Here is a 21,924-nt window from a genome sequence, read left to right as displayed (position 1 = left end):
TCCGCATGAGGACCGCCCCCATGACAAAGAGGCCCCACGGGGCCTCTTTGCTTTGGAGTGGGTGGCGCCAAGCGCTTACTTGATCAGGCCTTCGGCCTTCATGGCGGCTTGCACGGCCGGACGGGCGGCGATGCGCTCGCGCAGGGCGTTCAGGCGGGCATAGGGGGCCAAGTCCACGCCGACCAGACGAGCCCAGTTGCTGACGGTGAAAAGGTAGCCGTCGGCCACGGTGAAGGTCTCGCCCAGCAGCCAGGTCTTGCCTTCAAGCTGGCTGTCCAGCCACGCAAAGTTGCCAGCCAGCTTGTCGCGGGCAATGGCCTTGGCTTCGTCGGGCATGGCGGGGTTGAACAAGGGCGAGAAGCCTTTGTGCAACTCGCTGGTGATGAAGTTGAGCATCTCCATCAAGCGGTAGCGGGCGAGGGTGCCGGCGGCCGGGGCCAGGCCGGACGCGGGGGCTTGGTCTGCAATGTATTGCACGATGGCAGGGCCTTCGGTCAGGCGCTCGCCGTTGTCCAACTCCAGCAGTGGCACTTGGCCACGGGCATTGATGGTCAGGTAGTCGGTGCCGTCGGCCAGCTTCTTGGTTTTGGTGGAAGCCAAGATCAAGTCGAAGGGCAAACCTGCCTCAAGCAGGGCAATGTGAGGGGAGAGTGAGCAAGCGCCGGTGCTGTAGTAGAGCTTCATAGAGGGATCGTGAGGTGGTGTAGAAAGAAAGCATGATGCTGCCACCGCAAGTCCCTAGCAGAGCGCAGGGTTTTCGTTGACGGCGTGCAAAGGCGCTGAAGTGGTTTGTCGCAGGCGCGGGCATGCTGTTCAGCTCAGGCGGTGTGGGCCGCAGTTCATCCCACCCCAGGGGCCATTCACTCGCGAGCGGCGGCAAGAAGGCCAGCGGGCGGTCAGAATCGCGGCCATGACACAGCCTTCTTCCCTTCCTCATCTTCTGCGCGGACTGGCGCTGGTGGCCACCTTGGGTGCCGCCGCCGCTCAAGCCGCCCAGCCGCCCACCCTGACCCTCAAGCCGTGCCGCTTGCGTGGGGTGGAACATGATGCCCGCTGTGGCGTGCTCAAGCGCCCGCTGGACCCGGCCCAGCCCCAGGGCACGCAGATTGACATCCACGTGGCCGTGCTGCCCGCCGTGGCTCGGGTCAAGAAGCCGGACCCGGTGTTGTTTTTTGCGGGTGGGCCAGGGCAGAGTGCGATTGAGCTGGCCCAGCCCATCAGCCACATGCTCTCGCGCTTTGGCAATCGGCGTGATGTGGTCTTGATCGACCAGCGTGGCACGGGCCGCAGCGCTCCGCTGAAGTGCGCCGAGGAGTCGCCCGGCGAGCCTTTGGCCAAGAGCCTGCAAATGGACCGCCAAAAGGAGCTGTGGCAGGCGTGTGTGAAGACCTTGACCGCCCTGCCGCATGGCGACCTGCGCCACTACACCACGAGCATTGCGATGGCGGATGCCGATGCCGTGCGGGCTGCCTTGGGCTATGACAAGGTCAACATCGTTGGCAGCTCCTATGGCACCCGTGCCGTGCTGGAGTATCTGCGCCAGTTTCCCCAGCAGGTGCGGCGCGCTGTGCTGGACGGAGTGGCACCGCCTGACATGGTCTTGCCGGCCACCTTTGCCGCCGATGCCCAGGCCGCGATGGACAAGATGCTGGCCGATTGCGAAGCCGATACCCGTTGCGCAGCGCTCTACCCGCGCTTGCGGGCGGATTGGAAGGGCTTGCTCGCCGAGTTGCCCAAAGAAGCACGCGTGCTGCACCCGATCACCGGGCGCGAAGAGCTGATGACACTGACCCGCGACCAGATCGCGCAATGGGCGCGGGTGCCGCACTACACACCCGTCTTGGCCTCTGGCTTGCCCTATGCCATCACCGAGGCCAAGGCCGGTCGCTTCACGCCCTTGGTGGGCTTGGTGTCGGCCATGACCGGGCCGCGCGGCATGGGCTTGGCCATGGGCATGCACTTCGCCGTGGTCTGTGCCGAGGACATGCCGCGCTTGGGCTCGGTGACTGAGCAGCTGTCCGCAGACTTTGGGGACGGCGCGCTGCGCCAGTACAAAGAGGCCTGCGCTGGCCTCACCGTGGGCACGCCGCCTGCGGCCTTCTACACCTTGCCGCCTGTGAACGTGCCGACCTTGCTGCTGTCGGGCGGGGCTGACCCAGCCACGCCGCCGCGCCATGGCGAGCGCGTCAGCAAGGCTCTGGGGGCCCAGGCCCGCCATGTGGTGATCCCGCAAGCGGGGCACGGTACCTTGAGCTTGGGGTGTGTGCGCGACGCGGTGTTCCGCTTTGTGGACACCGAGTCCGCCAGCACGGCGCTAGAGGACGTGGCCTCAGGCCCCAAAGGCGCCACCTGTGCCGAGAAGCTGCCTCGCCCGCCGGCCTTTGCGCCGGTGCAGCCCCGCGTGCCCCCCGTGACTGCTAGCAGCACCCCAGGAGTCCAGCGATGATTGAAGTCAGCAGCTTGAGCAAGCGCTTTGTGCAAGGCAGCGGCAAAAAGGCCCAAACCGTGCAGGCCGTCAACGGCGTGAGTTGGCGCGCAGCCAATGGCCAGATCACCGGGCTGTTGGGCCCCAACGGTGCCGGCAAGACCACCTCGCTGCGCATGGTGGCCGGGCTCATCGCCCCGGATGAAGGCGAGGTGCGCGTGGATGGCATTCATGTGGCGGCCGAGCCGCAGCGCGCCTTGGCCCGCTTGGGGGCGCTGTCAGACGCCCGTGGGCTCTACCCCCGCTTGACGGCGCGCGAGAACATTGTCTACTTCGGGCGCTTGCATGGTTTGAGCGCTGCGGCCGCAGCAGCCCGGGCCGAGCATTTGGCTACGTTGCTGGAAATGAAGCCCCTGCTGGACAGACGTACCGAGGGCTTCAGCCAGGGTGAGCGCATGAAGACCGCGCTGGCGCGCGCGTTGGTGCATGACCCGGCCAACATCATCTTGGACGAACCCACCAACGGCTTGGATGTGCTGGCCACCCGCGCCTTGCGCGAGGCCCTGCGGCGGCTGCGCGATGAGGAGGGCAAGTGCATCGTGTTCTCCTCGCACATCATGCAGGAGGTAGAGCGCTTGTGCGACCAGGTGGTGGTGATCTCGCATGGCCGCACCGTGGCCGAAGGCACGGTGCCCGACCTGCTGCAGCGCGCCGGTGAGCACGATTTTGAAGAAGCTTTCATTGGCCTGGCCTTCACCGCTGAAGAGCGGCGCGCGGCCGGCTTGCAATTGGCGCGGGAGGCTGTGCGGACAACGCCGGGCCGCCCCGACCTTGGGGGGGTTCAGTGATGTCACGCTTTTGGATTGTCTTGGTCAAAGAGTTGGTGGACGCACTGCGCGACCGCCGCACCCTGTTCACTGTGCTCATCAGTTCGGTGGCCATGGGCCCGCTGGTGCTGGTGTTGCTGTCCACCATGATTGGCAATATCGAGAAGCGGGCCGATGCCCGCGAGATGGTGGTGATGGGGCTGCAGCATGCGCCCACCTTGCGCAACTATCTGGAGCGCCAAACCTTCACGCTGACCGAAGCGCCAGCCGACTTTGAAAAACAGCTCAAAGACAACAAGTTGGGTGACCCGGTGCTGGTGGTCGGCGAGACCTTTGAAGCCGAGTTGGCGGCCGGTGAGGTGCCGGTGGTGGAGCTGGTTACCGCCAGTGCGAATCAGCGCGCCCAAGCCAGTGTGGGCCGCCTAACGCGCGTTTTGCAGGGCTTCAACCAAGAGCAGAGCATGCTGCGCATCTCGACGCGGGGTATGGCCCCGGGCAGTTTGCAAGCCATGGCGGTGCAAGAGCGCGATCTCTCCAATGCCTCGGCCCGAGCAGCTCAACTGACGGGCATGTTGCCCTTCTTCATCTTGATGGCGGTGCTCTACGGCTGCCTAGCGGCTGCGCTGGACACCACCGCCGGAGAGCGCGAACGCGGCTCTTTGGAGCCCTTGCTGATGAACCCGACCGGGCGCTTCACCTTGGTGGCCGGCAAGTGGGGTGCGGTGGCTGCCATTGGTTGGCTCATCGGCGCGTTAGGTTGCTTAAGCTTTTTGCCGGGCCAGTGGCTGCTGCGCAGCGAGACCCTGGCGGCCATGTTCCGCTATGGCTGGGTGGAGTTGGCCGGTTTCTTGGCGGTGCTGACCCCGCTGGTGGGGGCGCTGGCCGCGATGTTGATGGCGCTGGCCATCCGCTGCAAGAGCTTCAAAGAGGCGCAGGCCAATGCGGCCGTGATGCTGACGCTGGTGTCCTTCTTGCCCATGTTGGCCATGTTCAACCAGGAGGGTGAGCAGCCCTGGCACTTGACCGTGCCGGTACTGGCCCAGTTCACGCTGATGGGGCGGGTGCTGCGCGGCGAAGCGATGGGGGTGATGGACTACCTCATTCCCGCAGCGATGAGCGTGGTGATTGCCGCATTGGCCCTGGGGTATGTGGCTCGGCAGCTCTCACGGGCAGCCGTGAAGTAAGCGGCCTCAAGCGGCTTTCAGCAGGCGCCAGACTTCGTCCTGCCAGGGCAGGGCGCAGACCATGCGGTTGTAGTAGAGCGCGGCTTCGTTGACGGAGAGCACCTCGCCGCGCTCACCCACCAAACGCAGATTGGTCACCACGCACATGGGGTTGGCCATGGCCAACACGCCCGAACCGATCTGCACCCAATCCCAGGCCAGTCCGGCGCCCGGGGTATCACCTTGTTGAGCCCACAAGGTCTGCCCACTTGTGGGATGTTGACCATCTGCGGCAAAAGTAACGCACGACCCTAGGTGAACAAATCGTAATCGGCGTTTAGTATTTGCCTGACAAAATACGGTCGGCCAAGAATAGAGCGACCAGGGAGGTGGCATGGTCAATGCGGTACTAGCGGGCATAGAGGTGCTTGCGGATCTCTGCATGGCCTGAAGTTTGGAGAAGACGTCGTGTGCTTGCTAGCTGTAAACCCTGTCAGGGATAAAGCCCGAGCTGAGTCTCTCGATGAGGGACTGGGCTTGGGGCCTTGGTCATGTTGAGCCCAAGCTTCCAGGCCATCATGGCGGTGAAGAGCCAGGTGGAGTTCAAGGACGAGATCATTCGGTTTGCCAATGATCTGGGGTTTCAATATGTGTCGGCCATGACCGTGATCGATCATTCCCTGACACGTTCTGAATTCTTTAACGTTGATAACATGCCTCTGGCTTGGCAAGAGGCCAGCGCTGGCTTGAGCGAGTCTTTTCGCCGCGACCCCGTGATGCAGCATTGCAAGCGTGGCACCGTGCCCATCATCTGGGATCAGTCCACCTACGTGGATCAAGGCTTGGGTGACCACTGGGAGGAGCAGGCGGCCTATGGCTATCGCACCGGCATTGCCTTGGCCCTGCACATGCCGGAAGGGCGTCACTTTGTGATGGGTGTTGACCGCGATCGTCGCTTGCCCAAGAGCCCAGGCAACTTGACCCGCATGGTGGCGTCGTTGCAGTTGTTTGCGGTGCACGCGCAGGAGGCCGCCTCTCGGCTGTTTTTGCCGGTGGAGGCGCAAGTTCAAAAGCCCTCCTTGACTCGGCGCGAGTTGGAATGCCTCAGTTGGACCATGGAAGGCAAGACCGCCTGGGAGACGGGGGCCATTCTGTCCATCAGCGAGCGTACGGCTGTGCTGCATTTGCAGAATGCCATGCAGAAGCTCGGTGCCGTCAGCAAGCACCAAGCGGTGCTCAAGGCCATGCGTTTGGGCTTGATCCGGTAAAACCAGACACCTGTCAGAGTTGACAGTGTGAGGGCTTCGCGATTGGCGCTCCAATGGCGACACGCAGGATTTGCTGCGCTCCTGAAGATCCGAGGCCCCTATGTATCAAGTCACCCACATTCATGCACAACCCTCCTTCACGACCGCTACCGTCGTGTCGACTGGCGCAGAACTGGTCGAACTGGACATGGCGGCCCTGCGATTCGCGGCCGGAGGCCTGTCGGCGGCTAACGGTGGGAGCACCGAGCTGCCCTATCGCGGCTGGAGCAGCGGCGGCAACGATTCGCTGCCGTATCGCGGCTGGTAATGGGTTTGCGTCGGCGCGGGCTGCTTGCAGCCGGAGCGCGCCGCTATGAGTTTTTTCCGTCCCGAATCCCTCCACAGCCAGCGTCAGGCCTGGCTAGGCTCCATCCATGTGATGCAGCCTCTGGGCTTGGCTTGGCTGACCTTCGGGGTGCTGGCGACGCTTGTCGCCGTCAGCACCTTTCTTTTTCTAGGGGAGCTGCCACGTACCACGCGTTTAGGTGGGCTGGTGGTGCCGCAGAAGGGCTGGGTTCGGGTGGTGCCACCAGTGGCCGGGCGATTGCTGGCGGTAGAGGTCGAGGAAGGACAGCGTGTGGCCCAAGGGGCAGCGCTGTTCACGCTGGAGGTCGCTTCTCCCCAATGGGGCGAGGCGACGTCGTTGGGGCTGCGGCAGAGTTTTGAGGCTCGGCGCCGTAGCTTGGACGAAGCGAGCAAGCAGTCGCAGATGCTGCTGCTCGAACAGTCCAAAGGGTTGGCGCAGCGCTTGGCGGCTGCCCGCCGCGAAGCTGCCGTGTTGGCCACTCAGTCAGCTCTGCAGCAGCAGCGGCAGGCTTTGGCAGAGCGGGCGGTGGCGCGGCTCGAGGCACTGGTTGCGGAGCAGTTTGTTTCAGCAGCACAGGTTCAAGAAAAAACAGGGGAGCTACTGAGCAGTAGGGCGGAGGGCGCGGCGATCGCCCGCCAGCGCGAGGCGCTGGATGCGGAGATCGCTGCGCTGGAAGCCCAAACCCGCCAGTTGCCGCTGCTCACCGCCCAACGCTTGGGTGAGTTGGAGCGCGAGCAAGGCGAGCTGGCCGAACTGGCCACCCGAGAAAGCGGCAGCCAAGCGCCGCGCCGTGTCGCCGTCCAAGCGCCGGTGGCCGGCACGCTCTCAGCCGTGCATGCGAGCCGGGGCCAAGCGGTGTCTCCCGAAGCAGCCGTGCTGACCCTAACGCCCGAAGGCGAGCCCTTGGTGGCCCATCTCTATGCACCCTCTAGCGCTTTGGGCTTTGTGCGCGTGGGCCAAGCCGTGAAGTTGCGCGTACAAGCCTATCCTCACCAAAAGTTTGGCTGGCTGCCGGGCCAGGTGTCGGCGGTGGCACAGGCGCCGGCGCAGACCACCGAGCTGGCCCAGGTGGCAGGGCTGGGGCGCGGCGCGGCGGCCGAGCCGCTCTATCGCATCACCGTGGCCTTGAGCCAGACGCCTCTGGCGGGCGCGGGTGCAGAGCGCCCGCTGCGTGCAGGCATGCAGTTAGAGGCTGACGTGGTGCTGGAGCAGCGTCGCTTGTACGAATGGCTGTTTGAGCCGATCTTGGCCTGGGCTAAGCGATGAGGACGCCATGACCTTGTCTGCCGCCGACCCCTCCCGCTTGAATCTCGGTTGGCGCCGCCCTGCGGTGCCGATGGTGTTGCAAACCGAGGCGGCCGAGTGCGGCTTGGCCTGTTTGGCCATGATGGCCAGCGCGCATGGCTTGCGCGTGGACCTGCCCGCCATGCGGGCGCGCTTTCGACTCTCGATGAAGGGCTGCACGGCGGCCGACCTGGCTCAGATGGGCCAGAGCCTGGGCCTGGCGCCGCGGGCCTTGCGGGCGGAGTTGTCGCATCTGCCTCAGCTCAAATTGCCCTGTATCTTGCATTGGGACCTGAACCACTTTGTGGTGCTGGTCAGCGTCAAGGGCGATGAGCTGACGGTGCATGACCCTGCGCGCGGTATTCGGCGCTTGAGCCCGGCGGAGTTGTCGCCGCATTTCACGGGTGTGGTGCTGGAGTTCACCCCTACCCCCAGCTTTCGCAGCAGGGATGAGCGCCAGCCCGTGCGCCTGCGGGCTTTGCTGGGGCCTGTGACGGGCTTGCGGCGTGCCCTGACGCAGGTGCTCATGCTGGCCCTGGCGCTCGAGCTGTTTGTGATGCTGTCGCCGTTTTTCATGCAGTGGGTGGTCGATGGGGTCCTGGTCAGTGGCGAGCGCCAGTTGCTGCCCACGTTGGCGGTGGGTTTTGGGCTCTTGGTGCTGATCCAGGGCCTGACAGCGGCTGGGCGTTCCTGGGCGGTGTTGCACTTGTCTGCCACGCTGCAATTGCAGTGGATGGGCCAAGTGTTCGCTCATTTGCTGCGTTTGCCCATGGCCTGGTTTGAGCGCCGCCACACCGGCGATGTCTGGTCGCGTTTTGGCGCAGTTCAGCAGATCCAAGACAAGCTGACCGGCGCCTTTGCCGAAGGCCTGATCGACGGCGTGATGGTGCTGCTGACCCTGGTGCTGATGCTGGTCTACAGCCCGCTGCTGGCCAGCTTGGCGGTAGGGGCGGTGCTGCTGTATGCCTTGCTGCGCGCGCTGTTGTGGCGGCCTCTGCGCGAGGCTGCCCAAGAGGCCTTGATCCACGAGGCCAAACGGTCTAGCCACTTTTTGGAATCCTTACGCGGCATGAGTGCCATCAAGCTCTTCAATGCCGAGGCCTTGCGGCAGTCGGGCTTCATGAACTTGGTGGTCGAGGCCATGAACGCCGGGCTCACGGTGCGCAAGCTGGAGCTGGCCTTGGCGGTGGCGCATCGGGTGCTGTTTGGGCTGGAGCGGGTGGGCGTGATCTGGCTGGGCGCTTTGTTGGTGATGGACCAGCGCCTGTCGGTGGGCATGTTGTTCGCTTTCATGGCCTACCAAGATGTGTTCGCACAGCGCACCTCGGCCTTGATCGACAAGGTCAATGAGCTGCGCCTGGTGCGGCTGCAGGCGGAGCGGCTGTCCGACATTGTGTTGACGGCGCCAGAGGCCGACGAGCCGGTGGCTTGGGGGGCCAAGCCCGCAGAAGGGGAGATGGCGGGCGCGTTGAAGCTGAGCGACGTGCACTTTCGCTATTCCGACCTGGAGCCCGAGGTGTTGCGTGGGGTGAGCTTTGAGGTGCAGCCTGGGGAGTCGGTGGCCATTGCCGGGCCGTCGGGTGGCGGCAAGACCACCTTGCTCAAACTCTTGTTGGGTATTCATGCGCCCACCCAAGGCGAGTTGGTGGTGGACGGCCAGCCCCTGGCTCAGCTTGGCGCCAAGGCTTGGCGGCAGCGGGTCGGGGCGGTGCTGCAAGAGGAGCCTTTGTTTGCCGGCTCGGTGGCCGACAACATCAGCTTTTTTGCGCCGGATGCCGACCCGGCGTGGGTGCAGGAATGCGCCCAACGGGCCTCGGTGCACGACGAGATCCTGGCCATGCCCATGGGCTACGCCACCTTGGTGGGCGATATGGGCACGGTCTTGTCGGCGGGGCAAAAGCAGCGGGTGCTGCTGGCGCGGGCGCTGTACCGGCGGCCCAGCGTGCTGCTGTTGGACGAAGCCACCAGCGCGCTGGACGTGGAGCGCGAGCGGGCCGTGAACGCGGCGGTGGCCGCACTCAAGCTGACCCGCATCATCGTGGCGCACCGGCCTGAGACCATTGCCAGCGCCGACCGAGTGATCGTGCTGGTGGGGGGCGTGGTGCGGGAGGACCGGCCAGTTCGGCCAGTCAATGCCAAGCAGGAAAGTTAGCGATTACTCTTGCTTCATGGGGCAGGTGTTGAAGCCCAGCATGGGGTAGAGCGGGCAGAAGCGGGTCAGGCCGGTCAAGAGTGGCACCACGCCGACCCAGCCCCAGACACCAATGGTGCCCATCAGGGTCAAAGCGATCAGGATGACGCCAACGGCGATACGGGCGATGCGGTCGATGCCGCCAACATTCAGCTTCATGGAGTACTCCTCGGTGTGAAGCCTGCCAACGCAGCAGGCGATGGACGTACTGTGCGCCGAGATCAGCCGACCGTCTGTGACCCCAGTCACATAGCGCCCTGGGCCAAGTCACGCAAGGCCTTGGCATCCAAGACGGTGATGCGCTCGCGCCCCAGCTGCAGCCAGCCGGCTTGCTCAAAGCGCTTGAGCAGGCGGGTCACCATCTCGCGCACCGTGCCCAGTTCATCCGCCAAGGCCTGGTGGGTGGTGGTGATGGAGCTGCCGCGCCCCAGCAAGCAGGAGGCCAAGCGTTGGTCCAGTCGCTGAAAGGCCACGGCCTCGGCCAGGGCCATCAGGTCGGCCAGGCGGTCACCAAACACCCCGAACACGAAGGCCCGAAAAGCGGGCTCAGACACCCAGCGCTCAAAGCCGACTTTGTCGATCAGCAGCAACTCGGTGGCCGAGGCCGTGATGCCGTGCACCGAGAAGGACTGGTGACCAAAGAGGCAAGACGTGGAGGCGACGCAGACCTCGCCTGGCGTGACCCGATACAACTCCAGCGAACGCCCTTGGGGTGAGCCGCGCGCCACCTTGATGTCGCCCGACAGCACCATCGGAAAGCCTTGGCAGGGCGAGCCTTCGTCAAACAGCACCGTGCCTGCGGGGGCTTGGATGGGCATCACATGCTGGGCCAAAACCTCCTGCAGCACGGCGGCGGGCAGTTGCGACAACGCAGGGTAGAGCGGCAGCAAGCGGGCCAGCAGGTCGGGGGTGGCGGTCATGGGTGCGGGCGGCGGGGTTGTGTGGCGTGTTCCAAGTCGGTCAGCCAGAGCATAGCGGCTTCGCGGCTGTCACCACACATGGCCACACTGGGCTGCAAAGAGGCGCACACGGCGGGGCGCTCCGGCTGCCCAAAAATCTGGCACTGATCTTGGGCGTTGAGCTGCACGCAGCGCACACCCGCCGGCTTGCCGTGGGGCATGCCGGGGATGGGGCTGCTGATGGACGGTGCCGTGCAGCAGGCGGCGCAGCGGGGGCGGCATTGCATTCTTGAATTGTTTCACGTGGAACAGCCGCTCGGTCGCATATTGCCGCCCCAGGGAGATGGCAGGCTTCGTAAAATCAGGGGTTCGCCGGGCCAGTGCGCCTGCGACCGAGTTGACCGAACCCTCCGGTCGGGCACTTTGCCCGCCCCGTTTCCCTGTCCAGCTTGGTGCCTTGGGGGCTGTGTGCCGCCTCGTGCGCCGGGCATTGTCTGGAGCACACCCGTGCTGTACCCCAAAGAGTTTGATGTGATTGTTGTGGGCGGCGGCCATGCCGGCACCGAGGCCGCTTTGGCGGCGGCGCGCATGGGCTGCGCCACGCTGCTGCTGAGCCACAACATCGAGACCCTGGGGCAGATGAGCTGCAACCCGTCCATCGGGGGCATAGGCAAGGGCCATTTGGTCAAAGAGGTGGACGCCTTGGGCGGTGCCATGGCCCTGGCCACTGACGAGGCGGGCATTCAATTTCGCATCCTCAACGGCAGCAAAGGCCCGGCGGTGCGCGCCACCCGCGCCCAGGCGGATCGGGTGATGTACAAGGCGGCCATCCGCCGTATGCTCGAAAACCAGCCCAATCTGTGGCTCTTCCAACAGGCCGTGGACGACCTGATGGTCGAGGGCGACCGCGTGGTGGGCGCCGTCACCCAGGTCGGCATTCAGTTCAAGGCCCGGGCGGTGGTGCTGACAGCGGGCACCTTCTTGGATGGCCGCATCCATGTGGGCCTGCAAAATCACGCCGGGGGCCGGGCCGGAGACCCGCCGGCGGTCACGCTGTCGGCCCGGCTCAAGGAGCTGAAGCTGCCGCAGGGGCGGCTCAAGACCGGCACGCCGCCGCGTATTGACGGCCGCTCCATGGACTACAGCCAGCTCATCGAGCAGCCGGGCGACCTGGACCCGGTGCCGGTGTTCAGCTTCATGGGCCACGCGGCCATGCACCCGCGCCAATTGCCTTGCTGGATCACCCACACCAACGAGCGCACGCACGAGATCATCCGCAGCGGCTTTGACCGCAGCCCCATGTTCACCGGCGTGATCGAAGGCGTGGGGCCGCGCTATTGCCCCAGCATCGAAGACAAGATCAACCGCTTTGCCGACAAAGACTCGCACCAGATCTTCTTGGAGCCAGAGGGCCTGACGACCCACGAGTTCTACCCCAACGGCATCTCCACCTCGCTGCCTTTTGACATCCAGTTGGCGGCGGTGCGCAGCATGCCGGGCCTGGCCAACGCCCACATCTTGCGGCCCGGCTATGCCATTGAGTACGACTACTTCGACCCCCGCGAGCTGAAGGCCAGCTTTGAGACCCGGGCCATCCAAGGCCTGTTCTTTGCTGGGCAGATCAACGGCACCACCGGCTACGAAGAAGCGGCGGCCCAAGGCTTGTTTGCGGGCGTCAACGCTGCGCTGCAAACCCAAGGCAAGCCCGCTTTGAGCCTGCGCCGAGACCAAGCCTACCTGGGCGTGCTGGTGGACGACCTGATCACCAAGGGCGTGACCGAGCCCTACCGCATGTTCACCAGCCGGGCGGAGTTCCGCTTGCAGCTCCGCGAGGACAACGCCGATGCCCGCCTGACCGAGCTGGGTCGCGAGCTGGGCTTGGTGGACGATGCCCGCTGGGAGGCCTTCAACCGCAAGCGGGACGCTGTTTCACGTGAAACAGAGCGCTTGAAGTCGACCTGGGTGCACCCGGCTGTTCTGCCGGCCGAGCAGGCCGAGCGCACTCTGGGCAAGGCCATTGAGCATGAATACACCCTAGCGGACCTGCTGCGCCGCCCCGGCATCAGCTTCGACACCGTGGCCGAGATTGCCGCCATCGCCCGCCCCGAGGCCGGTGTTTCACGTGAAACACTGGTGACTGCGCTGGGTGCGGACCTGGCCCAGGCGGTGATCGAGCAGGTCGAGATTGCCACCAAATACGCCGGCTATATCGACAAGCAGGTGGAAGAGGTGGGCCGCGCTTTGGCCTTTGAGCACCTGAAGCTGCCCGCCGACCTGGACTATGCCCAGGTCACGGCCCTCAGCCATGAGGTGCGCCAGAAGCTCAGCCGCCAGCGCCCCGAGACCCTGGGGCAGGCCGCGCGCATCTCGGGGGTGACCCCCGCCGCGGTCTCGCTGCTCTTGGTCCACCTGAAGAAAAAGCGCTTCCCTGGCTTTGCTGACGCGGCAGCCAGCCCTGCTGCTGTTGCTGCTGCGGCAGACCCCGCAGCGGCATGAATGAGCCCCACAACACCCTCGTCAGCCTCCGGCATAGGCGCCCTGATCTGCCTGTGCAGCCCATGCCGCACGGTCGGGCGGGGGCGCCTGCCAGTGCCACTCCCCGATCCCTTCGCGCCCACGCTGTGAGGGCGGGAACACCACGCCATGACTGAATCCTCCACATTGCCTCTTCACCCTCAGCACGCGGGCCTCAGCCAGGGCTTGGCGGCCTTGGGGCTCAGCGTGCCTGAGGCCACGCAAGCCCAGTTGCTGGCCTACCTCGACCTGCTGGGCCGCTGGAACAAGGTCTACAACCTGACGGCGGTGCGCCGCCCTGAAGAGATGCTGGTGCAGCATCTGCTGGACTGCCTGGCGGTGGTGACGCCCATGGCTCGCGCGCTGGCCGCGCTGCCAGCGCCGCGCATTCTGGATGTGGGTAGCGGTGGCGGCCTGCCAGGCGTGGTGCTGGCCATCTTGCACCCCCAGTGGCAGGTCGCCTGTGTCGACACGGTGGGTAAGAAGGCCAGTTTCATTCGCCAAGTGGCGGCAGAGTTGGGCCTGAAGAACCTGCAAGCCCTGCACGCCCGCGTCGAGACCCTGGAAGGCCCGGGCTACGACATGATCACCTCGCGCGCTTTTGCTTCGCTGCAAGACTTTGTCTCTCTGACCACCCACCTGCTGGCGCCGGCTGGGGTTTGGTGCGCGATGAAGGCACGGCTCACCGACGATGAAAAGTCAGCCGTGGCGGCGGAGGTGTTTCACGTGGAACACCTCAACGTGCCACAGCTGGACGCCGAGCGCTGCTTGGTCTGGATGCGGCCGCGCTGACGCAGCGGGTTTGCCCACAGTACATCCCCAGCCCATCCACGCGCTATACAGCAGTTGCCCACACGCTTATCCACAGGATGTCTATGTTCCCCACAGGCTTCTTCGGCCCCTTCATGGGCATTGCGGACTACGGCACCTTCTGCAGCGCCGTCTTGCTGTTCTTGGCCTTGCCCGGCCCCGGCACCTTTGCCCTGCTGACCTCCACGGCCAAGGGCGGCTTCAAGGCGGGTGCGGCGGCGACCTTGGGCATCATCGTCGGCGATCAGGTCTTGCTGTGGTTGGCGGTGGCTGGGGTGGCGGCGCTGCTGGCGGCATATCCGGCGGTGTTTGAGGCGGTGCGCTGGGCAGGGGCGGCCTATCTGGCCTGGATCGGCCTGAAGCTGATGTTCGCCCGAGGGGAGGGCTCGGCCAGCCCCATCCACATCGAGCCGCGCCATTACTTCCGCCAAGCCTTGTTGATCACCGTGCTCAACCCCAAGGCCATCGTGTTCTACATGGCCTTCTTCCCCTTGTTCATTGACCCGGCTCACCACCTGGGCCTGCCCACCTTTGCGGTGATGGCCGTCACCATCGCCGCCATCACCGCGGCCTACTGCTTGCTGCTCTGCGCCTTTGCGCAGGCGGTGGCCGAGAAGGTGAGGCCGCATCGCACCGTCGCCCGCTGGCTGGAGCGCCTGGCCGGCCTGTTCTTGGTGGGTTTTGGCGTGCGCTTGCTGCGCGATTGACGTTGACCCGCACTCGCGCGGGCCTGCGCAGCGGCGACAATGCCTTGCGTGCTCGCCACCCGGTCTGGTGAGCGCACTCCATCAGGGCACGCCCGACCGTGTCCAACCGCCGCTACTAGGTTCAACGGACTCTTCAGCCATGGCCTCCCGGATCTTTTGCATAGCCAACCAAAAAGGCGGCGTCGGTAAGACGACCTCCTGTGTGAACCTGGCCGCCGGTCTGGCGCAAGTCGGCCAGCGCGTCTTGCTGGTCGACCTGGACCCGCAGGGCAATGCCACTATGGGCTCGGGCGTGGACAAGCGCACCCTGGAAGCCACGGTCTACGACGTGCTGCTCGAAACCTCCACAGTGGCCGAAGCCCGGGTGCGGGCCGAGAAGGGTGGCTACGACGTGCTGGGCGCCAACCGTGAGCTTGCGGGCGCCGAGGTCGAATTGGTGGGCCTGGAGCATCGCAACGAGCGTCTGCGCCGTGCCCTCAAAGTGGCCGAGGCCGAATACGACTTCGTGCTCATCGACTGCCCGCCTTCGCTCAGCATGCTCACGCTCAATGGCCTGTGCAGCGCGCATGGCGTGATCGTGCCCATGCAGTGCGAGTACTTTGCGCTCGAAGGCCTGACGGACCTGGTCAACACCATCAAGCAGGTGCATGCCAACCTCAACCGCGACCTGCAGCTCATCGGCCTGCTGCGTGTGATGTTCGACCCCCGCATCACCCTGCAAACCCAGGTCAGCGACCAGCTCAAGGCCCACTTCGGCGACAAGGTGTTCAACACCGTGATCCCACGCAATGTGCGCCTGGCGGAGGCGCCCAGCTACGGCTTGCCCGGCGTGGTGTTTGACCCCGCCTCCAAAGGCGCGCAAGCCTTTGTGGAGTTCGCCAAAGAAATGGTTCAGCGCGAGGGGCAGCGGGCGGCTTGATCAAGCTTGGCTCAAGATTCAGCGCACTTTTTGGGGGGGCCAGGGACTGTCCCAGCCCAGTGATGCGGAGCGCAGGCGAGAATAGGCGCTCAACAAAGTACCGGCTCGCCCTAGGCTTCTGGCGCCCCTCAAGTGATGTGCGGGCTAAAGCAGACACGTCAGGGTGGCATCATTTGGGAGCCCTGAACATGGCCGACACACCGTCCGCACGCCTAGAACTACGCAAAGCCCATTTGGGCTTGATGTTTGCAGCCACCTTGGTGCTGGCCGCCTGCGGCGGAGGGGGCAGCAACGCGGGCGATCAAGTGCTGGGAACCAGCCCTAGCCCCAGCCCGGTGGCCCCAGTCGCCCCTGTCCCCAGCCCACCTCCGTCGGCCGTGGCGCAGAGCTGTGCTCCCACCAACCCCTACCGTGCAGACGCGACCAGCGCCACCACGGTGGGCACGCTGGCGGGCGAAAAGGCCTGGGCAAAGTCCTATATGGAGCAGGCCTATCTGTGGTGGGAAGAGATCCCCGCTGTCAACGCCGACGCCCCCGCCTACAGCGACACATCGAAAGTGGAGGAGTCCCTGGACGCGTACTTTCGTGCGCTCAAGACGCCGCTCTTCACCGCCTCTGGGAAGCGCAAGGACGAGTTCAGCTTCACCTACCCTACCAAAGCTTGGAATGACCGCTCTCAGAGTGGCTCGTCGGCGGGCTATGGTATCGAGTGGTATTTCTCCTCGCCCACGCCACCGCGTGGCTTGAAGGTCGCCTTTGTGGAGCCCAACTCACCCGCCGATTTGGCCGGGGTTCGACGAGGGGACGCTTTGGTGTCCACGGATGGTGTGAGCGCCGACGTCAACAGCGAGGCCGGCGTAGTAGCGCTCAATGCCGCGCTATTCCCGAGTGCGAGTGGCAGCCCACACAGCTTTGTCTTTGCACCCGTGACGGGCGGCACGCGCAACGTTAAGCTGACCAGCGCCACCGTTGTCAGCACCCCGGTGCCCAACACCAAGGTCCTGACCACGGGCGATGGGCGCCGCGTGGGCTACATCCTCTTCAACGCCCACATTGCCAGCGCCGAGGGGCAGCTCATCACGGCCGTCAACACCCTGCGCGACTCGGCCGTCCAAGACCTGGTGCTGGACTTGCGCTACAACGGTGGCGGCTATGTCTACATTGCAAGCAGCTTGGCCTATATGGTGGCGGGGGCCAGCCGCACGTCTGGCCAAGTGTTTGAGCAGTTCCAGTACAACAGCAAGCGCACGGCAGATACCAATGCCGATAGCGCGAAGACCCCCTTCTTCAACACGTCTTGCTATCTGGATGCCAACTTCCAGTGCCCGAGGCAAGAACCCTTGCCCACCCTCAACCTGGGCCGGGTGTTTGTGCTGACCAGCCCCGGTACCTGCTCGGCCAGCGAGGCCATCATCAACGGTCTGCGTGGCGTGAATGTGGAAGTGGTGCTGATCGGTGACACCACCTGCGGCAAGCCCTATGGCTTCAGAGCCAAAGACAACTGCGGCATCTCTTACTTCCCCATCGAGTTCAAGGGCACCAACGCCAAAGGCTTTGGCGACTATGCCGACGGCTTTGCCCCTACCTGCCCCGCCAATGATGATTTCAGCCGCGCCTTGGGCGACCCGGCCGAGGGCCAACTGGCCGCTGCGCTCTACCGCGTAGACAAGGGTGTCTGCAACCCGGCCCTGGGCCGTGCAGCACCCAAAGCAGCCGGCAATGCCGCACCCAAGGGCGGCGTGCTGCGTGGCCCCGAGCGTGAAAACCGCATTTTGCTGCCGCGCTGAAGCACCCACGCTGCACGCTGGCCACATGACGAAGGGGTCCCGCTGGGACCCCTTTTTTGCTGGGCGCTGCGCCCCGGTGCTCTCAGAGCCCCAGCCCTTCGTCCAGCCCCAGGTGCACATTCATGCACTGCACGGCCGCGCCGCTGGCGCCCTTGCCGAGGTTGTCTTCGCGGGCCATCAGCAGCACTTGGGTGGCGCTGGCAAACACAAACAGGTCGATGCGGTTGGTGTCGTTGCAGGCCTGCACATCAAAGAAGCCGCCTTCCAGCGTGGCTGCGTCCGACAGCGGCATGACCCGAACAAAACGCTCGCCCGCATAGTGGCGCTCGTAAGCGGCCTGGATCTTCTCGGGCGTGGTGCCCGTCGCAAATTGAGAAAGATGTAAGGGCACACTGACGCCTAAACCCTTATAGAACGGACCGACCACGGGCATGAACACCGGGGGTTGCGCCAGGCCGGTCTGCACCATCATCTCGGGCAGGTGCTTGTGGCCCAGGGTCAGGCCATAAGGGCGGGGCGCTTGCAGCACCGGGTCGCCACCAGCTTCGTACTGCTCGATCATCTTCTTGCCGCCGCCCGAATAACCCGTCAGCGAGGTGGCCGAGACGGGCGTGTCGGGCGCGATCAGCCCGGCGTCGACCAGTGGCCGCATCAGCACGATGAAGGCCGTCGCATGGCAGCCGGGGTTGGCAATGCGCTTGGCGGCACGGATCGCCGCGCGCTGGCCCGCGCACAGCTCGGGCAGGCCGTAGACCCAGCCCGGCACCGTGCGGTGGGCGGTGCTGGCGTCGATCAGGCAGGTGTTGGGGTTGGTGATCATGGCCGCAGCTTCCCGCGAGGCGGCGTCGGGCAGGCACAAAAAGGCCACGTCGGCGGCGTTCAGCAGGCGCGCGCGCTCGGCCGGGTCTTTGCGCAACTCGGGCGCAATGCGCAGCACCTCCACATCGCCGCGCTCGGCCAACACCTCATGGATGCGCAGGCCCGTCGTGCCTTCTTGACCATCCACATACACCTTCACCGTCATGACGCTTCCTTCAGCAACAATTCCAACATCCTCGCAGCATACGGCATGCCACCCACCTGATCATGACAAACACCGCCCCTCGCGTCCTGCTCTTACCTGGCTGGCAGAACTCCGGCCCCACCCATTGGCAAAGCCGCTGGGAGGTGCTGTATGGCGACCAGCGCGTGCTGCAAGATGATTGGATATGGCCCAAGCGCGGCGACTGGATGATGCAGCTCGATGAAGCTCTGCTGGCCCAGCCCGGCCCGGTGGTGCTGGTGGCCCACAGCTTGGGCTGCCAGTTGGTGGCGGCCTGGGCGGCGCACTCCCGCCACACGGCGCGGGTGCAGGCCGCCTTGTTGGTGGCTCCGCCCGATGTTGAGCGCGACGACACCCCGCCGCAGATCGCCACCTGGCGCCCCATCATTCGCCAGCCCTTGCCGTTTGCGGCAGTGGCCCTGATCAGCAGCGACGACCCGTTTTGCGCCCCCGAGCGCGGCCACGCCATGGCCACCGCCTGGGGTGCCGCCGCCTTGGAGCTAGGCCCCTTGGGCCACCTCAACGGCGACTCAGGCCTGGGCGATTGGCCCGAAGGTCGGGCGGTGTTGAACTCCTTGCTGAGCACGCCCGACGATGACGAATGACCTTAACCGTTCCACCAACCGCACCCTGGGGAGAGTCTCCGGGCCCGAGCGGCCTGAGTGCCATTGCAACTACGAATGGTTAACGATTGCCTTGTACAGAGATGGAGCTGTGAATTGTTGGGCTGCGGTGAATGTTTGCTGGGCGTCGTCATGGATTGCACAGTGCCCACACGCTGGTAGTTTGGAATGATTTTCGCCAATGACCCGGGCCATTAATGTACATCTTGACGCAGTTGTTCTGCCTTTTACCAAGTATTACGCGCAAAACAGTCAATAATGTTGCGCGAGAGAGCGCTATGCGGTCGTGAACAAAGGGAGAGCGTGGAGCTGCTATTGATCTGGCACCAGCGAACTTAAATCATGCATAGCGAACCGGGGCATGCTGGAGGTGTTTGCTAATCGGCTCACATGACCTTGGCGCCCGTGCCTCGTTTCGCGCGACAACGTTCTCTTCTCAGCTGCATCCATCTAGACGGTATAAATTCACACCCAAAATTCCAACTTGAAAATTTCTGGATAAATTACATTTGATTATCTGTCCAGCAAACTTTGCCGTGTGGAGCTAACTGTGAGCCCCATACCGCCGTACAGCTCAGGCATAGCTGTAGTGGCTTGATTTGAGGCGTTGCCGGTCAGTTATCCGGCCGAGCCTGAATTACGGGTTCTGCCCAACCATCCTGTCGTGACTGGTGGTGTCGTCCAGTTAAACTAGGAGCCGTATGACCGAGCTCCTACTTAAAGACAACCACCAACCGCAGTTCTCGGGTCACGAGACCTTCCCACTGCGTCAGCTCTGGCTGCGCAAAGCCTATGACGCTGTGGCCGAGGCCGGCGAGCCTGCACAACGCTCCGTGTTCTCTGGCGAAGACGCAATCGTGCGCTTTGGCGTCGGGAAGAATATGGCTATGGCGATTCGGTTCTGGGCGACCGCCTGCGGAATTGTCGATGAAGAAGATGGCTACGCTGCAAGCGAGCTAGGCCACTTCCTGTTCGACCCCGAGCGTGGTTTAGACCACTATTGCGAGAGCCCGGCCACTACGTGGCTAGTTCACTGGATGTTGGCGAGCACCCCGGAGAAGACAACCACGTGGTGGTACCTGTACAACCATGTGGTTCAGCAGGTGTTCGACCGCGAACATCTCGTCAAGGCCTTGACCGTGTTCAAGGACGAATACAAGTTGCGCATCTCCATGGCGACCTTGAAGCGCGATGTCGAGTGTTGCATCCGGAGCTACGTGCCACGGCTTGGAGGCGACTCCCCGGAAGAAATGAGCGAACCGCTGCTTGGCGAGCTCGGTCTGATTCAGCAGAACGCCAAGGGAACCTTTGAGTTCCGAAGGGGTGCGAAGAAGTCGCTTCCCGATGGAGTATTTGCCTACGCCCTGCTGGACTACTGGAGCCGGATGCCGCACGCCGGTTCCGTGATGGACTTCGACAGGGTGGCGCATGACTTCGGCTCACCGGGGCGCGTCTTCAAGCTCGATGAGAACGCCGTAGCTGACCGACTCATCGCGCTAGAAGCTTTGTCTAAGGGCAACCTTCAATGGGTTGAGCAAGCCGGCATTCGACAGGTCACGCGTAAAGGCCCGGCCCTGAGCAGCCTACGAGACTACAAGTACAAGATGTTGGAGACCGCCTATGTCTAAGGCTGTTCGCGCCGCGGGCGCAGAGCAGCGAAAGCTGTCGGATGTCGTCAACATTTCTCGACAGTTCCTTCGCTCAGTTCGTCTGGACACCGATCTTGGGCGTGAAGACGCGTTGTCTGGCTACATTTGCCAAGGTACCGCGAGGTCACTTCTTGAAAACATGGCTCGGCAAATTGTCGAGACCAACCAAAGAGCGTTCACTTGGACGGGCCCGTACGGCGGGGGGAAGAGCTCCCTGGCCTTGACGCTCTGCTCGTTGGTAAGCAGTCAGCCCAAGGTGCGAGCCAAGGCCAAACAGGTGCTTGGTCTGACGGAAGGTAGCCTGGTCAACCGCGCTTTCAGCACGAAGGGCGACGGATGGCTGGTTGTGCCGGTAGTCGGCAAGCGAGCAGACGTCCGCATTGAGTTGGGCGCTGCGTTGGCTGAAGCCCGTGGCTTTGGCACTGGGCGCCGCAAGAACGTCGACATTGTTGCCGAGCTGGTTGAAGAAGCGGAGCGCCACCCTAACGGCGTGCTTGTGGTCATAGATGAGCTAGGGAAGCTGTTGGAAGCCACCGCTTTGGAGGGGAGTGACATCGGGTTCTTCCAAGAACTGGCTGAGGCTGCAAGTCGCTGCTCGAAGAAGCTGGTTGTCGTTGGTATCCTGCATCAAGCGTTCGACGCATACGCCTCTCGACTTGGTCGAGAAGCTCGCGACGAATGGTCCAAGGTACAAGGTCGCTACCTCGACATCCCGCTGATAGCCGGTGCAGATGAGGTGGTCGAGTTGGTTGGTAAGGCCATTAAAGTTGACGACGGTCCCGACCTCACGCAAGCTCGAAGGTTCGCACATCGCATTGCGGACGCCATCAAAGCTCGCCGAGCCGGCACACCGGACTCACTCGGCGAGTCGCTTGCCGCCTGCTGGCCGTTGCACCCTGTCACCGCGTCGTTGCTGGGGCCAATCTCCAGACGCAAGTTCGGTCAGAACGAACGGAGTACGTTTGGCTTTTTGGCATCGCGCGAGCCCCTCGGCTTCATCGAGCACCTCAACGGTTACCACGCTGAGTGGAACTCGATGTACGGGCCGGAGGACTACTGGGACTATCTACGCGCAAACCTGGAGCCTTCCATCCTCGCATCGCCTGACGGGCATCGCTGGGCTCAGGCCTGCGAGGCCGTTGAGCGTGCTGAGGCCAAGGGCACCGACCGTCATGTTGCTCTGACCAAAGCCATTGCCCTCATCGAGCTCTTCCGAAGTGGCTCTGGCCTTGTGGCCGATGACCACGTTCTTACGGTTTCAACCAAGGGCGTCCCCGAAGAGGGCATTCGACACCTTCTGAAGGACTTATCCGACTGGAAGATTCTGGTCGAGCGCAAGCACTTAGCAGGCTGCTGAAATACCGACCGGTTGTGATGGTCGAGCGAGGCGCAGCGAGGACAATGTGAGCATCCCGATCTGAGAGAGACCTATGCGCGGCGCCGACACCTTCACCGAGAGCCTGTTCATCA

The 21,924-nt window shown here is 64.0% G+C and carries 21 protein-coding genes; 15 read left to right on the top strand and 6 right to left on the bottom strand.

Annotated elements, in window-relative coordinates:
- Positions 1–75: 75 nt before the first annotated feature.
- Complete coding sequence (gstA, locus tag ACIQ3Q_RS10930; protein ID WP_396269107.1) at positions 76–684, bottom strand: glutathione transferase GstA; 609 nt, start codon at positions 682–684, stop codon at positions 76–78.
- Positions 685–910: 226 nt separating this feature from the next.
- On the opposite strand from gstA, the gene ACIQ3Q_RS10925 reads away from it, so the two are divergent.
- The 3 genes from ACIQ3Q_RS10925 to ACIQ3Q_RS10915 are packed head-to-tail and all read left to right on the top strand — an operon-like array spanning position 911 to position 4,436.
- The gene (locus ACIQ3Q_RS10925; protein ID WP_396269106.1) at positions 911–2,446 is read left to right on the top strand and encodes an alpha/beta hydrolase; all 1,536 of its coding nucleotides are present in this window, start codon (positions 911–913) and stop codon (positions 2,444–2,446) included.
- Positions 2,443–3,273 carry an ATP-binding cassette domain-containing protein gene (locus ACIQ3Q_RS10920; protein ID WP_396269105.1) on the top strand — a complete coding sequence of 277 codons (831 nt, stop codon included), beginning with the start codon at positions 2,443–2,445 and terminating at the stop codon, positions 3,271–3,273. The genes ACIQ3Q_RS10925 and ACIQ3Q_RS10920 overlap by 4 nt, the downstream gene beginning before the upstream one ends.
- Positions 3,273–4,436, top strand: coding sequence for an ABC transporter permease (locus ACIQ3Q_RS10915; protein ID WP_396269104.1), 1,164 nt, complete (start codon positions 3,273–3,275; stop codon positions 4,434–4,436). The genes ACIQ3Q_RS10920 and ACIQ3Q_RS10915 overlap by 1 nt, the downstream gene beginning before the upstream one ends.
- Before the next feature lie 6 nt (positions 4,437–4,442).
- Here the strand turns inward: ACIQ3Q_RS10915 and ACIQ3Q_RS10910 are convergent, their stop codons facing one another.
- On the bottom strand, positions 4,443–4,673 hold the full coding sequence (locus tag ACIQ3Q_RS10910; protein WP_396269103.1) for a hypothetical protein: 231 nt from the start codon (positions 4,671–4,673) through the stop codon (positions 4,443–4,445).
- A gap of 293 nt (positions 4,674–4,966) precedes the next feature.
- On the opposite strand from ACIQ3Q_RS10910, the gene ACIQ3Q_RS10905 reads away from it, so the two are divergent.
- The 4 genes from ACIQ3Q_RS10905 (at position 4,967) to ACIQ3Q_RS10890 (ending at position 9,465) form a co-directional block, all read left to right on the top strand.
- A complete protein-coding gene (locus ACIQ3Q_RS10905; RefSeq protein WP_396269102.1) occupies positions 4,967–5,683 on the top strand; it encodes a helix-turn-helix transcriptional regulator in 717 nt (238 codons plus the stop codon).
- Positions 5,684–5,783: 100 nt separating this feature from the next.
- Positions 5,784–5,990, top strand: a complete 207-nt coding sequence (locus ACIQ3Q_RS10900) for a hypothetical protein (protein WP_396269101.1) — start codon at positions 5,784–5,786, stop codon at positions 5,988–5,990.
- Between the two features lie 45 nt (positions 5,991–6,035).
- Positions 6,036–7,295: an HlyD family secretion protein gene (locus ACIQ3Q_RS10895; protein ID WP_396269100.1), complete on the top strand. Its 1,260-nt coding sequence runs from the start codon at positions 6,036–6,038 to the stop codon at positions 7,293–7,295.
- Positions 7,296–7,302: 7 nt separating this feature from the next.
- Positions 7,303–9,465 carry a peptidase domain-containing ABC transporter gene (locus tag ACIQ3Q_RS10890; protein WP_396269099.1) on the top strand — a complete coding sequence of 721 codons (2,163 nt, stop codon included), beginning with the start codon at positions 7,303–7,305 and terminating at the stop codon, positions 9,463–9,465.
- A 3-nt stretch (positions 9,466–9,468) separates the two neighbouring features.
- Here the strand turns inward: ACIQ3Q_RS10890 and ACIQ3Q_RS10885 are convergent, their stop codons facing one another.
- The 3 genes from ACIQ3Q_RS10885 to ACIQ3Q_RS10875 all read right to left on the bottom strand — a co-directional run bounded on the left by ACIQ3Q_RS10885 (position 9,469) and on the right by ACIQ3Q_RS10875 (position 10,690).
- Positions 9,469–9,663, bottom strand: coding sequence for a DUF2892 domain-containing protein (locus tag ACIQ3Q_RS10885; protein ID WP_210806139.1), 195 nt, complete (start codon positions 9,661–9,663; stop codon positions 9,469–9,471).
- An 86-nt stretch (positions 9,664–9,749) separates the two neighbouring features.
- Positions 9,750–10,424 carry a Crp/Fnr family transcriptional regulator gene (locus tag ACIQ3Q_RS10880; protein ID WP_396269098.1) on the bottom strand — a complete coding sequence of 225 codons (675 nt, stop codon included), beginning with the start codon at positions 10,422–10,424 and terminating at the stop codon, positions 9,750–9,752.
- Entirely contained in the window at positions 10,421–10,690 is a 270-nt protein-coding gene (locus ACIQ3Q_RS10875; protein ID WP_396269097.1) for a YkgJ family cysteine cluster protein, read from the bottom strand. Before ACIQ3Q_RS10875 ends, ACIQ3Q_RS10880 begins: the two co-directional genes overlap by 4 nt.
- A 220-nt stretch (positions 10,691–10,910) precedes the next feature.
- Here ACIQ3Q_RS10875 and mnmG point away from each other — a divergent pair, with 220 nt between their 5' ends.
- The 5 genes from mnmG to ACIQ3Q_RS10850 all read left to right on the top strand — a co-directional run bounded on the left by mnmG (position 10,911) and on the right by ACIQ3Q_RS10850 (position 17,140).
- The gene (mnmG, locus tag ACIQ3Q_RS10870; RefSeq protein ID WP_396269096.1) at positions 10,911–12,899 is read left to right on the top strand and encodes a tRNA uridine-5-carboxymethylaminomethyl(34) synthesis enzyme MnmG; all 1,989 of its coding nucleotides are present in this window, start codon (positions 10,911–10,913) and stop codon (positions 12,897–12,899) included.
- 147 nt (positions 12,900–13,046) lie between these two features.
- Positions 13,047–13,709, top strand: coding sequence for a 16S rRNA (guanine(527)-N(7))-methyltransferase RsmG (gene rsmG, locus ACIQ3Q_RS10865; protein WP_396269095.1), 663 nt, complete (start codon positions 13,047–13,049; stop codon positions 13,707–13,709).
- Positions 13,710–13,792: 83 nt separating this feature from the next.
- Positions 13,793–14,434: a LysE family translocator gene (locus ACIQ3Q_RS10860; protein WP_396269094.1), complete on the top strand. Its 642-nt coding sequence runs from the start codon at positions 13,793–13,795 to the stop codon at positions 14,432–14,434.
- Between the two features lie 139 nt (positions 14,435–14,573).
- On the top strand, positions 14,574–15,353 hold the full coding sequence (locus ACIQ3Q_RS10855; protein ID WP_396269093.1) for a ParA family protein: 780 nt from the start codon (positions 14,574–14,576) through the stop codon (positions 15,351–15,353).
- Positions 15,354–15,541: 188 nt separating this feature from the next.
- Positions 15,542–17,140 carry a S41 family peptidase gene (locus ACIQ3Q_RS10850; protein WP_396269092.1) on the top strand — a complete coding sequence of 533 codons (1,599 nt, stop codon included), beginning with the start codon at positions 15,542–15,544 and terminating at the stop codon, positions 17,138–17,140.
- An 82-nt stretch (positions 17,141–17,222) separates the two neighbouring features.
- Here the strand turns inward: ACIQ3Q_RS10850 and argC are convergent, their stop codons facing one another.
- Positions 17,223–18,164 (bottom strand): N-acetyl-gamma-glutamyl-phosphate reductase, encoded by a 942-nt coding sequence (gene argC / locus ACIQ3Q_RS10845; RefSeq protein WP_396269091.1) that lies wholly within the window; start codon positions 18,162–18,164, stop codon positions 17,223–17,225.
- Between the two features lie 62 nt (positions 18,165–18,226).
- Between argC and ACIQ3Q_RS10840 the strand changes: the two genes are divergently transcribed.
- From ACIQ3Q_RS10840 to ACIQ3Q_RS10830, 3 genes are all read left to right on the top strand, one after another.
- Entirely contained in the window at positions 18,227–18,787 is a 561-nt protein-coding gene (locus ACIQ3Q_RS10840) for an RBBP9/YdeN family alpha/beta hydrolase (protein ID WP_396269090.1), read from the top strand.
- A gap of 719 nt (positions 18,788–19,506) precedes the next feature.
- Entirely contained in the window at positions 19,507–20,433 is a 927-nt protein-coding gene (locus ACIQ3Q_RS10835; protein WP_396269089.1) for a DUF4007 family protein, read from the top strand.
- A complete protein-coding gene (locus ACIQ3Q_RS10830; RefSeq protein WP_396269088.1) occupies positions 20,426–21,811 on the top strand; it encodes a hypothetical protein in 1,386 nt (461 codons plus the stop codon). Before ACIQ3Q_RS10835 ends, ACIQ3Q_RS10830 begins: the two co-directional genes overlap by 8 nt.
- The last annotated feature ends 113 nt before the right edge of the window (positions 21,812–21,924 follow it).

Origin of the sequence: Ideonella sp. (assembly GCF_044358605.1) — a bacterium.
GTDB lineage: Bacteria > Pseudomonadota > Gammaproteobacteria > Burkholderiales > Burkholderiaceae_C > Ideonella.
The sequence above is the reverse complement of the archived record's forward strand: the minus strand, read 5'-3'. Positions and strand labels throughout refer to the sequence as shown.